We start from the raw sequence: 14,404 nt of genomic DNA on the forward strand, positions 1-14,404 counted from the left end.
GAAGCTACTTGCTCCACGTCCAGGTGACGACGCGGGCATCGTCGTCACGCGAACGATCGATACTCACCTGTAGATAGCGCTCGGAGAGCACCTCGGCGAGCCCCATTCCCCACTCGGCGACCACGACGCTGTCCTCAAGGTCGGTGTCCAAATCGAGCGAGTCCAGCGCATCGAAGGCCTCGCCATCGGAGCCGGGTCCCTCTTCGCCGAAGAGTCGATAGGCGTCGACGTGGATGAGGGTGACGCCGTCGGTTGCCAGCGGACGGTGCTCGCGGGCGATTGTGAACGTCGGCGACGTCACGCGACCGCGCACATTCATGCCGCGGGCGATGCCCTGCGTGAGGGTCGTTTTGCCCGCGCCGAGTGGGCCATCGAGAATCACCAGATCCCCAGCTGCCAACTCCCGGCCAATTTCCTCGCCGAGGTCACGCATGTCCTCTGCGGTTGGCGCGATGCGGCTGCGCACCCACTTTCGCTCGCTGCGTCCCTTTGGCGCAGTGAGGATTTCGTAGTTAATGGTGCCGGATGCCTTCGCGAGGTCATCGAGACCGGGCTCCCCCAGTGCGGGATCACCAACGATAACCGCAGTGTCGCCGGCCTCGACATCGGTGTCGGGTCCCAGGTCGACGACGAATTGATCCATACACACGCGCCCTACCTGCGGATAGCGCGTGCCATTGATGCTCACCTCGAAATGCCCGGAGGCCGAGCGCATCATGCCGTCGGCATAGCCACAGGGCACGATGCCGACGGTGGTATCGCGGTCAGCTGTCCACGTCTGCCCGTAGGACACCGACTGCCCCGCCGGCAGCTTCTTGACCAAAATGACCGACGCCTCCCACCGCATCGCCGGACGCAATCCATGGGTGGCACCCACAATTGGCTCGCCACCATAAATCGCCAGCCCTGGGCGCACCATGTCGAAGGCCAGGTCCGGACGCGACAACGATGCCGGCGAATTCGCCGCATGGTTAATCAGCTCGTCCAGCCCCGCCTCACGCAGTGCCGCAATCGCAGCACGGAAATTCTGCGCCTGCTTATCGACGCTCTCGTTGCCCGGCTCATCCGCGCACGCAAAGTGCGTGAAAGCACCGGTGATATTCAGAGCACCGGTCTTGTGCAGCTCAACCAGCTGAGCGACCGCATGCTCAAAGTCCCCATTGGCCATAGAGAATCCCGAGCGGCCCAAACCCGTATCGACCATCACCGTCACACGTGGTGTCACCGACAGCGCCCGCCCGGCATTGGCCACGGCCAGCGCATGAGCCATCGACGGCAGACCGAGGTCAATATCTGCAGCCACAGCGCGCTGCACCAACGAGGTGGCTGCTGCGTCCCAGATCCAGGCGAGGATGGGGATGGTGTGGCCGTCGTCAAGCGTGGCGCGGAGTTCCTCGCGGAGGGAGAGCGCCTCGTCGATTGTTGCGACACCGAGCTGCGTTGCCCCGCCGGCCAGCGCGGCACGCGCGGTCTGCAGCGCACCCTGCGAGTAGCCGTCCGCCTTGACGACGGCCATGAATTCCGACACCCCTGCGATGGCCTTGACGGTCTTCACATTGTGGGTGATCGCGTCGAGATTAACGGTATGGGTCAGGATGGCTGGTGCCGAGGAAGTCATAGCCGTATTTTGCCACTGCTGCCTTCGTTGGTGAACCATGCGGTGGCATCTCGGATGGATTCGGCGATGTCCTGGGCGCTGCAGGGTGCTGGTCCGAACTCTGTCTGCGCGGCCAAAAATGCGGCGCGCGCATGAATAATTGCTGGTAGATAGAGGGCTTCGCCACGCGCTACCCAGGCGCCGAGGAGCCCGGACAGTACATCGCCAGAGCCCGGCGTGGCTGCCCAGGAGCTACCCGCGTCAACCACGACTGTGCGCTGCGTTGTCGGATTGACCATCACAGTGCGGCGTCCCTTGAGCAACACTTCGGAGGAGAACTGCTCGGCAAGTTCACGCGCATCTGCGATGGGGTTAGTGACCTCGTGCCCGGTCAGGCGCTCGAATTCACCGGCGTGCGGCGTGAGAACAGTGCGCAGGTTGCGCTCCTGGCCGCGCTCACGAACGAGCTGTCGGATGTCCTCATGCTTCGACAGCAGTGTCAGTGCGTCAGCGTCGATGACCACTGGTTTGTCAGTGGTCAGAATGTCTCGCAGTTCCTCGGCGGCTTTCTCATCAGTGCCCCGACCGGGACCGACGACCCAGGCATCGACGCGTACCTCTTTGCGATCCACCGAGTCCTGCTGCGCAATGACCGTCGGCAAGGCTGCGGTGATGCGGTTGCGTGCGGCCGCGTCGCCGACATAGATGACCGCGGGACTGGTCGCATGCACGGCAGCGGTGGCGCACAGCTGACCTGCGCCCGGATACGCTTCGCTTCCGGCAGCGATTCCTGTAACTCCAGTGGAGTACTTGTGGTCAGCTGCACCGGGTTCGAGCGGGGTCATCGCGCCAAGTGGTGCCGGAAAGCTCCCGCCTAGGGCTTCGTAGAACTCCACGGTCGGAGTCTGGTGGTGGACGGCATTGTAGGTACCGTTTTCATAGAGCGTCTGCCCCAGTCCTGGAAGTTCGAGGGAGAAGGCATCGAGCGCAATTTCGTGTAATTCGACGGTGCCACAGGATTCGGACAGCGAGTGCGCGTAGCGCAGACCGCCGAAAGTCACCGTTGTCGTGGCCTCCACGTGAGATGGCAAGTACGGGTTCTGTCTCTCCTCCAAATCAGGGTCTGGATTGATGGTCTGGGCAGGCGGGTCAAAAGTACGCCCAGTATCGGTTTCTACGCCGCTCGGCACATCAACCGCGAGAATGGGAACTTTGCCCAACCGCGCTTCGCGCACCAACCACGCGGCCTCTTCACGCAGCGCGCCGTGACCTCCGAGCCCCACGATGCCGTCGATGATCAGTGCGTAGTCTTCACTAATCGACCACAGAATCTTCGATAAACCCGTCTCCCGGTCACACCCCAACGGCAGCACCCGCCCACCTGCGAGTTCAAAAGCTTTCAGTGCCCGCTCGTGTGGCTTCGAGCCCAGCAAAACCGCATCCACGCCATGCCCATCCGAGGACAAGTTTCGGCCAGCATAGAGTGCATCGCCACCATTGCCTCCCGATCCAACCAACAGCAGCACGCGACCGCGACCAGGCTCCGGAGATGCCTCTGAGAGCATCCGCTCCGCCACCTCCGACACAGCGGCGGCTGCGTGGCGCATGAGTTCGTCGTCACGCGTTTGTGCGTCCAGATAGGGCTGTTCCGCGGCGCGAATTTCGGCAGCTGTGTAGCAGTACGTCATAAACCCAGCCTACGATTAGCCCCTATGGATGACTACTCCCCGAGCACGCGAGTTTTCGGCCCTCTACTGCGCGCCTTTCCCCAGGCATACCTGCGCTCGTTGCGTCATCCCGAATGGATCCCCCACGGCGTGCAGGACGTTCGCGAAATCCTCGACGGCAAAGTCACTCCTGACCTGGACAGATACAACGGTCGCACACCAATTGTCCTGGTTCACGGCACCTGGATGAACTCGTTCAACTCCTTCGCCATGTTGGGGCCGTTCCTCGCCCGGAATCGCCCCGTATTCTCACTCGATTACGGCTCCGACCCCGCCGCGCTGGTCAGCCGTCTCCGTAGCGTCAAAGCCACCACCGATTTAAGCGATGCGCTCGCTGAAGTCACCGACCTTCTCGACCGCTTCCGTGCCCAACTCTCCCTACCCCGCCTCGACCTCATCGGTCATTCCCAGGGCGGTCTACACTGCCGCAGCTACGCCAACGCGAGCATCGATTCGCTTTACGACGAAGCTCTGAACCGTGGCCTCAACGAAGAAGAAGCCGAGCAGTACGCCTCCGACAACAGCCCCGTGCGTGCAGTCATCTCGCTTGCGGGAAACCACCGAGGCACTACTGCGTGGGGCATGCGCCGAAGGCTCAGTGCCCTTGAGCGATGCGGCCTACCGATGCACAAACTCGTCGACCGCCTTGTCGGCCGTGCCTGCATTCAACAGCTGCTGGACTCTGACTACATTGCGACTCTGAACCGCGCAGCGCGTGGCATTACCCGACGTGGTCCGCACTACCTGAATATCGGCACCCCTTTTGACACCGTGGTTCGCCCGTGGACCGGCGCCTTTTTGCCCGAACAAGAGGGTCACCACATTACGAACGTCAACAATGCCACTGGCGGTGGCGACTGGTCTGATCACCTCGCACTGCTCTACTCCCCCAATACGCTCGAACGCATTCACGAGTTCTTGGAGGAACTGGATGGCGCTGAAGCTGGTAATGTCCCGCATCATCCGCGACAGCGAGTCCTGCCTTTGTACGGCGCCCTGCCGAGGGGCCTCGGACGGAGGAGGCTCGGACGGAGGGGCCGGATCTAATTCAGCACAGAATTTTAGAACATATTTCCAGAATTCTATTGACAGTTTTTCAAACAGGTGTACGATTTGGGTTGTAGGGAAAATTTGTAAGCGAAAGTTCTTTGTCCGGTGCACAGGGGTTGGCGGGACTGGTTGACACAGCCTCTCCATGCTTCTCTCCACCACAGAACTCAATCTTCAATTCTCCGGCGGACACGTAGTAATCAGGGGGATAACCAATGTCATCGCCGCCCACAGAACTTCCAGCACCAGGTCAAAAGCCCTCATGGGCCAACCAGCAATCCGACGACCCGATTAGCAGCGCGGCCCGTGCCATCAACGCCGCAGACCTTCAACTGATCGATATCTGCGCTCCCGGTGAGGAGGTCGATGTCAATCACCATCTTGCCCGCATAAGCATTCGAACCGGCCTTAGCCGCGGCAAGTGTTCTACGCTGTGCGAAATTGCGCTGATGTTCGAACGCCTACCAAAAGTCCGGGCTCTCATCGAATCCACCTTCTGTTTCTCGTTAGCCCATCTCCGCGCCATCGCCAATGGCGTTGCCGGGCTGTCACCAGATCAGTTCGACACGGTAGAGCCCCATCTTTTGGAAATGCTCACTCCGACGCGACCTCGACAAGCAATGGTTGGTGTCTACACGCTGTCTCGTCTAATCGGCGACTTGGTTTCTGAGTACAACGACTGCGCCCGCAACGACGGCACCCAACGGGTTCCAGAAGGCGAAGCGGTCGCACTCTCCGACACGGGCGATGGCAAGCACAAAAAGGTCACAGCAATCCTTGAAAACGACCGCGCGACCGAGCTCATGGCCAGGATTCAGGGGATTCGCAACACAGCAATCAATCGTGGTGAACAGTGCACGCAGGCGGAAGCGCTACTACAGCTGGCACAGAAATCGACCAATGCCGAGATTGTCATCAATGTCTACCGCGAGGTCGGCGGTGGGCCAGCATGGATTGATGGCGTCGGCTGGTTGAGCGAGGTAGCCACCGAAGAATGGCTTGCCCGCGCAACTCACATCCGTATCTCCGCCGACAGCAAGGTGGATGGTTACCGCCCCACCGAGAGCCAGGTGGCTCGCGTCCGTGGGCGTGACGGTACCTGCCGCTTCCCCGGCTGCGACGTCCCGGCAGCCAAGTGCGACCTGGACCATATTCAGCCGTACAACCACGACAATCCCAAGCAGGGCGGGCCGACTGACACTGAGAATCTGCACTGTCTCTGCCGCCGACACCACAATCTAAAAACGCACGAGGGCTGGGATATCGACAGATACCCCGACGGAACAGAAGTGTGGACTTCCCGTAATGGGGACACCGCGACTAGCGTTCCGGTTGGGCCGCTAAAGAACGTCGGCAAGCAAACTTTTCATCAGCGTGTGACACGGAAGATGAAGACGATTCAGAAACGCAACCTCGATTGGATGTTGTCATTTTGCCATGTATCCGATGAGGTCTGGGACCTATCCGAGGAAGAAGCAAAACGCATCGAGTCCCTCACGGATGAAGAACTCGATGCGGAGATTGAGCAGTACCGACGAAAGCAGGACGAACTACTCGACGGTGACTGACTTAGCCAGGTTGCGCGGCTTATCGATGTCCTCGTTACCGCACTGGCGAGCGATCTCAGCTGCCAGGAACTGCATCGGAATCGTAGACAACAGCGGCTGGAGCAGCGTGGACGTCTCCGGGATTTCAATCAGGTAGTTCGCAAAAGGAACCACCGACTGATCCCCTTCTTCGGCAATCACGATGGTCTTGGCACCACGGGCACGAATCTCCTGGATGTTGGAGACAATCTTGGAGTGCAGCACGGCGCGCCCCTTCGGCGATGGCACTACGACGACGACCGGAAGATCATCCTCGATGAGTGCAATTGGGCCATGCTTGAGCTCGCCTGCCGGGAACCCCTCTGCGTGAATGTAGGCAAGCTCCTTGAGCTTCAGCGCACCCTCAAGTGCGACTGGGAAACCAACGTGACGGCCGAGGAAGAGCATCGTCGGAATAGCACCGATTTCCTTGGCCGTGTCGATGAACTCATCGCCCTTAGCGACGACCTTGTCAATCAGTGCCGGGATGGTCTCCAGCTCTTCAAACTCGCGAGTGACCTCGTCCGGGTACTTAGTGCCGCGTGCCTGGGCAAGAGCCAAACCGACCAGGTAGTTTGCGGCTACCTGCGCCAGGAACGACTTGGTTGCAGCAACACCAATCTCCGGGCCGGCGTGCGTATAGAGCACGGCGTCAGACTCACGTGGAATCTGTGCACCGTTGGTGTTACAGACAGCCAGCACGCGGGCGCCCTGGCTCTTTGCGTGTCGCACGGCCTCAAGGGTGTCAGCAGTCTCGCCCGACTGCGAAATAGCGACCACCAGCGTCTGGCGGTCCAGCACCGGATCGCGGTAGCGGAACTCGGACGCGACCTCAATCTCGACCGGGATACGAACCCAGTGCTCAATGGCGTACTTGGCCAACAAACCGGAGTGGTATGCGGTACCACAGGCGACGACGAAGACCTTCTCGATGTCACGCAGATCTTGGTCACTCAGGCGGGACTCGTCGAGAACGATGCGGCCGTCAACGAGGTGACCGGCCAACGTATCGCGGACGGCGGCAGCCTGCTCGTGGATTTCCTTCATCATGAAGGAGTCATAGCCACCCTTTTCGGCTGCGGCGAGATCCCAGTCGATGGTGAATGGTCGACCCTGCTGCTCGTTGCCGGCGAAATCCAGGATGCGGTAATCATCTGCGGTGATGATGACGACGTTGTCCTGACCCAGCTCCACGGCCTCGCGGGTGTGTGCGATGAAAGCCGCAACATCGGAGCCGAGGAACATTTCGTTTTCGCCCACACCGACAATCAGCGGAGTGGAGCGACGAGCAGCGATGATGCGGTCCGGGTGGTCTGCATGAGTAAACAGCAGCGTAAAAGCACCCTCGAGGCGGTTGAGCACGGACAGCGCAGAGGCCTCGAAATCACCAGCGGTAGATCCGCCGTCGGAACCGTCCAGGGCACGGGCGAGCATGTGCGCGGCGACCTCGGAGTCGGTTTCGGACTTCAGCTCAATGCCGGCATCCTCCAGCTCCTGACGTAGCGGAGCAAAGTTCTCGATAATGCCGTTGTGGACGATAGCCACCTTGCCGTCATAGGACTGGTGTGGGTGGGCATTCTCATCAATTGGGCGACCGTGGGTAGCCCAGCGGGTGTGCCCAATTCCGGTGGTTCCAGTGATTTTGTCGCGCCCATCCGCATCAAGGGCAGCCTCGAGGTTGGCGAGTTTACCGGCCTTCTTCTCTACAGTGATATGCCCCTGATCGTCGACAATGGCAACCCCCGCGGAGTCATAGCCACGGTATTCCATGCGTCGTAGCGCATCGACAGCAATATCCAGGGCGGGCTGATGGCCCACATATCCAACGATTCCACACATGTCCTACAGAATAACCCGCGAAGCGGAAAATCGTCATAACGAAATAGACATTCTCGCTCATCCTGGCACTTTTTCAGCAAAGGTATGCACCTTATAGTTAAGCTATTCACTGTGGCTGACAACTTGAAGACTCTGACATCTAATCTTTCCAAGCGTGGACCGCACCGCGTCATGGTCGGTGATCTCGCTTTTACTGGCCTGCCGGGAAAGGTCTACACGCCTGCCGAGGGCAATGGCATCCCCGGTATCGCCTTCGCACACGATTGGCGCACACCGATTGAGGAGTACCACGCCACGCTGCGTCACCTAGCTTCGTGGGGCATCGCGGTCGCTGCTCCGGACACCGAAAATGGCATCGTGGCAGATCACCGTGGTCTCGCCAACGATTTGGAGACAGCGCTCCAGATTCTCGCTGGTGTCCGCCTCGGAGAGGGCAAGGTCGTCGTCCACCCGAAGAAACTCGGCGTTGCCGGCCACGGCATGGGCGCTGGCGTAGCCGTCCTCGCCGCCGCTGGTCACGACCTCATCTCCGGCGTTGGCTGCGTCTTCCCCGCAACTACCGCGCCTTCCTCCAGCGCCGCTGCAACTAATGTCTCGGCTCCGGGCCTCGTCCTGGCCCCTGGCGAGGATCAGTGGCTCGATCGCGGTAACCCGGCTCGCCTGGCTGTTCAGTGGAAGGGCGATGTCGTTTACCGCGAAGTAGACAAGGCTGACCAGGGCAGCTTCTCGGAAACAACTCTTCTCCGTCGTCTAGCGGGCTTCTCTTCCTCCAAGGTGAAGTACCAGGAGGTCGCGCGCGCCGCACTCACAGGCTTCCTGCTGGCCACGGTCGGTGACGACAAGAAGTACTCAGATTTCGCAGACCCGACCGCCACTATCAAGGGCACAACTAACCGCGACATGGAGTGGCTCATCAAGGAGCTGCCGGAAAACCCGGAGCACTCGCTGATTCCCGGCAAGTAGTCACTAGGCCACGCTTCAGGACACGCCCCGAATCGACTTCACCGTCGGCGTCCCTTTCCCCGCCCGCCCGAACAACCGCGTAACGGTTCCCTTCGGTCGGGCGGTTTTTTGTTGCTTTTCGACGCCCGCCGCCACCTCCCTCTCCTTAATTTCGCGTGCTTTACGACGCTCCTCCAAACCCTGCAATTCTTTCTGTGCCCTCTGTACCGCCGTATCGAACTCCTGCCTAGTCATTGCAGCAGCGTCGTAATAGGCCTGCCCAATCCGGTCATATTTCGCGGCATGCTTACTCCCCATTACCACTCACCTGCCGTTGGCGAATTGACCGCGCCCACAAGCTCCTGGGCGTTGGGCTGCTCAGGGGGCTCGGGCACAGCTGAAGCAGATTCCTGCACTGATGCTGCCGAATCCTGGGCTGGTGCTGGCTGCGGCTCTGCTTGTGGTTCTGGCTGCGGTTCCGCTCGCTGTTCTGCTTGCGTCTCCTGTGGCAGCTCGATTCCCAAGTGCTTTAGTTTCTCAGCTGGAGGAGGCGGTTCAGGAACATTTTCAGGTTCGGGCTCGGGTTCAGGTTCGGGCTTGGGTTCTGGTTCGGGTTCCGGCACACAGTCCTCCGGCGCAGGAGCTGGTGCTGGTGCTGGCGCTGGCGCAGGCGCCTGTTCGCACACTGGCTCTTCCGTCTCCGTGCACATGTCTAAGTTGAGCAGTGAGGACGCGACACTGCCCGCAACACCCACAGCCCCCGCAATTCCAGCGATACTGGTCGCCCCGGCAGCGCCAATGGCACCTCCAACGGATATCCCAGCAGCAACGCCTGCCTCTACCCCAGTATCAACGTTGGCAACGACCCCAATTCCACCAGCGATAGCACCGTTGCCACCGGTTACAGTAGCTCCTTCGCCACTCCCAGACTCAGCCACCTCTGCACAGGCCGCCGAGGTAGCACCCGAACTGGCAGGGACAGTAGGAGGCTGCGGCGGGGTGGCGACCACCGCGGCCTCAGTGTCACACGCTGCCTGCTCAAGACACTGCTCGATGCAGACATTGCGAGCATCGTAGAGCTGACCAGTGGAGTCGACGAGACTGTTGCACACCTGCTGGGCCACTTGTGCGGCTTCGGCGCCGACCTCCGGATCGTCGACAAGCGCTTCGCACTGAGAGAGGATGCCGTCGGTTTGCTCAGCCATATCTTCGGCCTGCTTCTCGCAATCCTCAAGGACCTCGTCGACTTTCTTGCCGCACTCGCCGACGCTCTGCGCGCCATTGGCGGACTGCTCATCCTGATTCGCACAGTCCTGCGCAGCTTTATCGCAGCGCTCCTTGGCGGCGTCGGCGGCATCGCCTTTCAAACCGCCCCAATCGAAAGCCATAGCAATAGTTATCGCGGAGGCTATCAACCCCACGGAGTTAGAGAACTTGGACAGGGCGCTGCCCTTCCAGCCGTCAGCGCGTCGCACCTTATCCAAGACTTTGGGCAGATTCTTGCCGATGCCGCCAACCCCGCGCTTGGCTCCAATACGGCTTCCACGGCCAATAACACGCACCAATATCGGAAGAATTCGAGCAACCCATGGCATCAGTCCACTACCTCAATTCCACCGAGGTCGGCGCTCCCGGCGCTGTCACAGCCTGCAAAGACACGCCACTGTTCCCGCACTGCCGGAGCATGATTGCCAAGTCCCGCGTACATCGATTGCCCGTGCTCACGCAGCCTCGCTGCCGCCTGCTGCAGACGGCGCCCCTGGGCGGCAAAACCCTGGCCACAATCTGCTGCGGAAATATCAGGAGCGCTTCCCCACCGCTCATGGCCTTCACGGCCGCGCTGCTCGATCTCTCGGGCAGCCGCTGTCACTGCATCTTCCGAAAAGTGCAGCAAGCCTCCGCCACTGCCTCCAGTAAAACGTGCGGACACGAAAAATCCCCTTCCCCGCGAAAAACAGTTCTTATTACTGTTAGGCGCGAAAAAAGAGGATTCGGTTCCGTCTAAGTACTAGCGCGGGTGCCCCCGGGGGCTAACGAGCGCGGTAGATGCGCTTACACCCCTCAACACCGGTGAAGCTGAATGGGCCGGTGCCAATCAGGGCGTCGTCTCCCAGGTTGGAGTACTCACCCGGATCTTCATGCGTCACCTGAGCGTGGCGGTAGTAGGTCGGATCATCGAGCTTCACGCGTTCAGCCAGTTCACGCGCATTATCTGCGGCGCGTAACTGGGACTCGTAGCCCTCGACCACATTGCCGGTGAGGAACTCAGCAACCGAGCCGGAACCGTAGGAGACAACAGCGACCTTCTTACCAGCCAGGTCCTTCTCGGTATCCAGCAGCGAGAGCAGGCCGAAGTAGGCCGATGCGGTGTAGGAGTTACCGATGATGCGGTTGTACTCGGTGGTTGGGCCGAGCTGGCGGGCCTCGTCCTCCGCGGTGAGCTCCACACCGTTATTGGCCGAAAGCTGCCGGTGCGCCTTGTAGGCCATCTTGGTAAACGGCTGGTGGTAGCTGAAGTAGTCAATCTCGCTGAAGTCCACACCGCCGCGGGCACGGTAGTCCTCGTAAGCACCCTGAACAGCGTCGATGTAAGCACTAATAGAGAGCTTGCCCTCCACCAACGCCTGGCTGCGGTGGTTCGGCCGCCAGAAGTCCATAACTTCGCGGGTAAAGACGCCCGAAGCCGCATCGATAGCCAGGATGCGCGGATTAGCGGTCACCAGCATGGCTACAGCACCTGCGCCCTGGGTCGGCTCCGCAGCGGAGTCCAGGTCATAGCGGGCAATGTCGGAGGCGACAACGATGACCTTCTCCTCCGGATTGCGGGCCACCAGAGCGCACGCGAACTGCAGCGCCGCGGTACCGGAGTAGCAAGCCTGCTTCAGCTCGACAGATCGCGCGTGCGGGTCAAGACCGACCAGCTCGTGGACATAGACAGCAGCGGCCTTCGACTGGTCGATACCGGTCTCAGTGGCGAACATGATGGTGCGCACGCCGTCGATACCGTGGCGGTCAACGATCTTCTTCACCGCGGCCGCGGCCATCGTCACCGGATCTTCATCAGAGGCAACCACGCTGGAGCGTTCCTGCCCCAGGCCCTTGTGGTACTTTGCCGGTTCCGCTCCGAGTCGGGGCGCAATATCGGCGAGGTCAATGCAGTACGAACCCGTCGCAAAGGCGATGTCATCAATACCGATCGGGGTCACATTGCTTGTTGTCATCAAAACCGTGCCTTCACTACCTCTACAGATTTTTAAGAAATAACGGGCAACGAAACATCCCCATGTCATCAGAGCAGTCATCAGACCACGGGATATTTTGCCCACAAAATTTTAATTGCCTACTACAGAAATCTAGCGCGTTTACCTGAGATTTGTCTTAGGTTTTGCGAATTGTCGCAAACGACTATTCACAAACCGCTACTTCGCACGCTCGATAGAAACGTGCGCCTCCATCAGCTCACCCGGATTCGTCTGTGCCGCGAGCAGGGAAAGCTCACCACACCAGACGATTGCCGCGCAGCACGCTGCTAGACGACGGGCATTCTCGCCCGGCTCACGGTCCTCCTTGCAGCCCAGCGCTGTGAGATTCTTCTCCACGAAGTCCAAGCCCTTGCCGTTGCCCACGGAACCGACGATCAAATGTGGCAGGGTGCAGCTAAAGCGCACGGAGCCGTCGTCAAGCGCCTCTACCTGCGTCAGCCCCTGCGAGCCTTCGACGATATTCGCAGCGTCCTGACCGGTAGCGAGGTAAAAGCCCAGCAGCATATTGGCGTAGTGCGCATTACCGCTGCGCAGTGAGCCCGCCATGATGGAGCCGACGAGGTTCTTGCGTTCGTTGAGCTCAGCCAGGCGCTTGGCGGTAGTGCGCAGACGCTCGCGGACAACCGGCTCCGGAATGACGGCCTCGGCGATCACGTACTTACCGCGGCCCAGAATGCCATTGACGGCGGAGGTCTTCTTATCGGTGCAGTAGTTGCCCGAGATGGAGCCATAGCCCAACTCTGGCATCTGCTCCATCAGGTAGGACATCAAACGCTCAGACGCCAGCGTGGCCATGTTGTGGCCCGAGGCATCACCGGAGAAGAAGTCAAAGCGGACAAAGAGAAGACGCGATGCGATCTGGAAGTGAATATCTACCAGCTTGGCAAAACGCGAGGAGGACTCCACGACCTTCTTCAGCTCGTCATAACGAGACAGAATGTTGTCGCGCGCAATGACGGCATCCGCTGCCGAGTCGAGAGTGAAAATCACCGATCGGGTCATCTTCTCACCGACGAAAGTGCAGGTAATGCCACCTTCGATCATGCGGGAGACCTTCGCACCGCGACCACAAGACGGCCACAGCGGGGTCTCGTAAGTCGCCAGCGGAATCTTCACCTCGTCATTCATGACGTTGCCACTAATGCGCACCGGACCAATCCAGCTCAGTGGTACGTGTGCATATTCCAGGTCGTGCGAGCTCTTTTCAGCCATTGTCCTAAGCGACCCTTTCTAGCTGCATGCAGCTTCGGTTCCCAGCTTCTGTAAATTTCAGCTGTCTTAAATTCTACGGTCAAAAAACTGTGGTCAAAGTTGAGCGGCCAGCTTCAGCGGCAACGGCTGGATGCCAGCGGCTTGCCAGCGCGCGGTGATGTCCGCGGCAGTCTCCTCGGCATCGGCATCTTTTGAGACTCCCACCAGCGCGATTCCGCAGTCACCACCACCGGAGCCGCTGCTCTTGCCCGCGGCCCCCGCGCCATCGGCGATGTCGGCGAGCGCTTTCAGTTTCTCCGTCTCGATGCACACAGCACGCTCACGCTCATAGTCCTGCAGCAGCATCCGATTCTCACGCAGGCAGGCAAACGCCGCGGTGTGGTCGCCGTCGGCAAGCGCCTGCCAGAGTCTTTCGCTTATCGACGAGACCCCGCGCACAAAATCACGGTCTGCGCCACCGGCCTTCTTCAACTGCGAGTCCGTCTTCACCGGACTGCCCGTCCAGCCGACCAACAGTTGTAGCCCACCGAGGTCGGTGCGGGCGTCAATGCGAAGATTCGGCCACGGTGCCGCCACGGCAGCGACAGGATCAGCCGCCACGAGCTCTGCGAGCGCCGTCGGATTCGGCCGGCGATAGAGCACCACCCCGCCGTGCGCGGAGCACGCGATATCGCCGCCGGAACCAGCTGCACCAGCCAGAAGCGTGGCCACCATCGCAATCTTGTACACGTCCAGTGAATCCAGCTCCAGACCCAGGTGCGTCCCCAGCGCACGAGTTACAGCCACAGCGACAGCCCCGGAGGATCCCAGGCCATACTTCGCACCACTGTCGGCGTCATCGAGGTCTGATTCAATGACGATATTTATGGGGCGCTCTGGGGTGTTTTCCAACTCGCCCGCAGCAATGCGATAGACCAGGGAAATCGTATGGGTAGCGATGTCATCTGGTGCATCGATATCAATGACGCGCCCCTGCGGGCCGTAATAGCTGGAGTACACGCGAGAGACCGGCTGCGATGGTTCGGCATCGCGGCACCGAACTGTCACATAGCGGTCGACACCTGCGATGACGGCCAGCCCCTCGACATCCATCACCGCATACTCACCAGTGAGGTACAGCTTGCCGCAGCCACGGCCGATGGACTCGCCTTCGATAGGTCCGCCTTTAGCGTTGCTCAACTACTCCCC

General features: G+C 60.3%; 12 protein-coding genes. 3 read left to right on the top strand and 9 right to left on the bottom strand.

The window, feature by feature from the left end:
* Window positions 1–4: 4 nt before the first annotated feature.
* The gene (gene alr, locus HMPREF2547_RS01015) at window positions 5–1,618 is read right to left on the bottom strand and encodes an alanine racemase (RefSeq protein ID WP_070545672.1); all 1,614 of its coding nucleotides are present in this window, start codon (window positions 1,616–1,618) and stop codon (window positions 5–7) included.
* Complete coding sequence (locus HMPREF2547_RS01020) at window positions 1,615–3,285, bottom strand: NAD(P)H-hydrate dehydratase (RefSeq protein WP_070604457.1); 1,671 nt, start codon at window positions 3,283–3,285, stop codon at window positions 1,615–1,617. The genes alr and HMPREF2547_RS01020 overlap by 4 nt, the downstream gene beginning before the upstream one ends.
* A gap of 24 nt (window positions 3,286–3,309) precedes the next feature.
* On the opposite strand from HMPREF2547_RS01020, the gene HMPREF2547_RS01025 reads away from it, so the two are divergent.
* Entirely contained in the window at window positions 3,310–4,371 is a 1,062-nt protein-coding gene (locus HMPREF2547_RS01025; protein WP_070604459.1) for an esterase/lipase family protein, read from the top strand.
* A 218-nt stretch (window positions 4,372–4,589) separates the two neighbouring features.
* On the top strand, window positions 4,590–5,942 hold the full coding sequence (locus HMPREF2547_RS01030; RefSeq protein WP_049169963.1) for an HNH endonuclease signature motif containing protein: 1,353 nt from the start codon (window positions 4,590–4,592) through the stop codon (window positions 5,940–5,942).
* Here the strand turns inward: HMPREF2547_RS01030 and glmS are convergent.
* Window positions 5,925–7,799, bottom strand: coding sequence for a glutamine--fructose-6-phosphate transaminase (isomerizing) (gene glmS / locus HMPREF2547_RS01035; RefSeq protein ID WP_049193252.1), 1,875 nt, complete (start codon window positions 7,797–7,799; stop codon window positions 5,925–5,927). The two genes, HMPREF2547_RS01030 and glmS, sit on opposite strands and share 18 nt — an antisense overlap.
* Window positions 7,800–7,910: 111 nt before the next feature.
* Between glmS and HMPREF2547_RS01040 the strand changes: the two genes are divergently transcribed.
* Entirely contained in the window at window positions 7,911–8,762 is an 852-nt protein-coding gene (locus HMPREF2547_RS01040) for a dienelactone hydrolase family protein (RefSeq protein WP_049169967.1), read from the top strand.
* A gap of 15 nt (window positions 8,763–8,777) precedes the next feature.
* Here HMPREF2547_RS01040 and HMPREF2547_RS01045 read toward each other — a convergent pair whose 3' ends face one another.
* From HMPREF2547_RS01045 to HMPREF2547_RS01070, 6 genes are all read right to left on the bottom strand, one after another.
* Window positions 8,778–9,059 (bottom strand): hypothetical protein, encoded by a 282-nt coding sequence (locus HMPREF2547_RS01045; protein ID WP_049190377.1) that lies wholly within the window; start codon window positions 9,057–9,059, stop codon window positions 8,778–8,780.
* Entirely contained in the window at window positions 9,059–10,303 is a 1,245-nt protein-coding gene (locus tag HMPREF2547_RS01050) for a procyclic acidic repetitive family protein (RefSeq protein WP_246819588.1), read from the bottom strand. Before HMPREF2547_RS01050 ends, HMPREF2547_RS01045 begins: the two co-directional genes overlap by 1 nt.
* Window positions 10,304–10,335: 32 nt before the next feature.
* Window positions 10,336–10,671, bottom strand: coding sequence for a hypothetical protein (locus HMPREF2547_RS01055; RefSeq protein WP_049169972.1), 336 nt, complete (start codon window positions 10,669–10,671; stop codon window positions 10,336–10,338).
* Window positions 10,672–10,771: 100 nt separating this feature from the next.
* Window positions 10,772–11,962 (bottom strand): hydroxymethylglutaryl-CoA synthase, encoded by a 1,191-nt coding sequence (locus HMPREF2547_RS01060; protein WP_070429831.1) that lies wholly within the window; start codon window positions 11,960–11,962, stop codon window positions 10,772–10,774.
* A 198-nt stretch (window positions 11,963–12,160) separates the two neighbouring features.
* Window positions 12,161–13,216, bottom strand: coding sequence for a hydroxymethylglutaryl-CoA reductase (NADPH) (locus tag HMPREF2547_RS01065; protein ID WP_016422099.1), 1,056 nt, complete (start codon window positions 13,214–13,216; stop codon window positions 12,161–12,163).
* 93 nt (window positions 13,217–13,309) lie between these two features.
* A complete protein-coding gene (locus tag HMPREF2547_RS01070) occupies window positions 13,310–14,395 on the bottom strand; it encodes a phosphomevalonate kinase (protein ID WP_070604463.1) in 1,086 nt (361 codons plus the stop codon).
* Between the last annotated feature and the right edge of the window lie 9 nt (window positions 14,396–14,404).

The organism is Corynebacterium sp. HMSC055G02 (assembly GCF_001809065.1).
In the GTDB taxonomy this organism is placed as follows: Bacteria; Actinomycetota; Actinomycetes; order Mycobacteriales; family Mycobacteriaceae; genus Corynebacterium; species Corynebacterium jeikeium_D.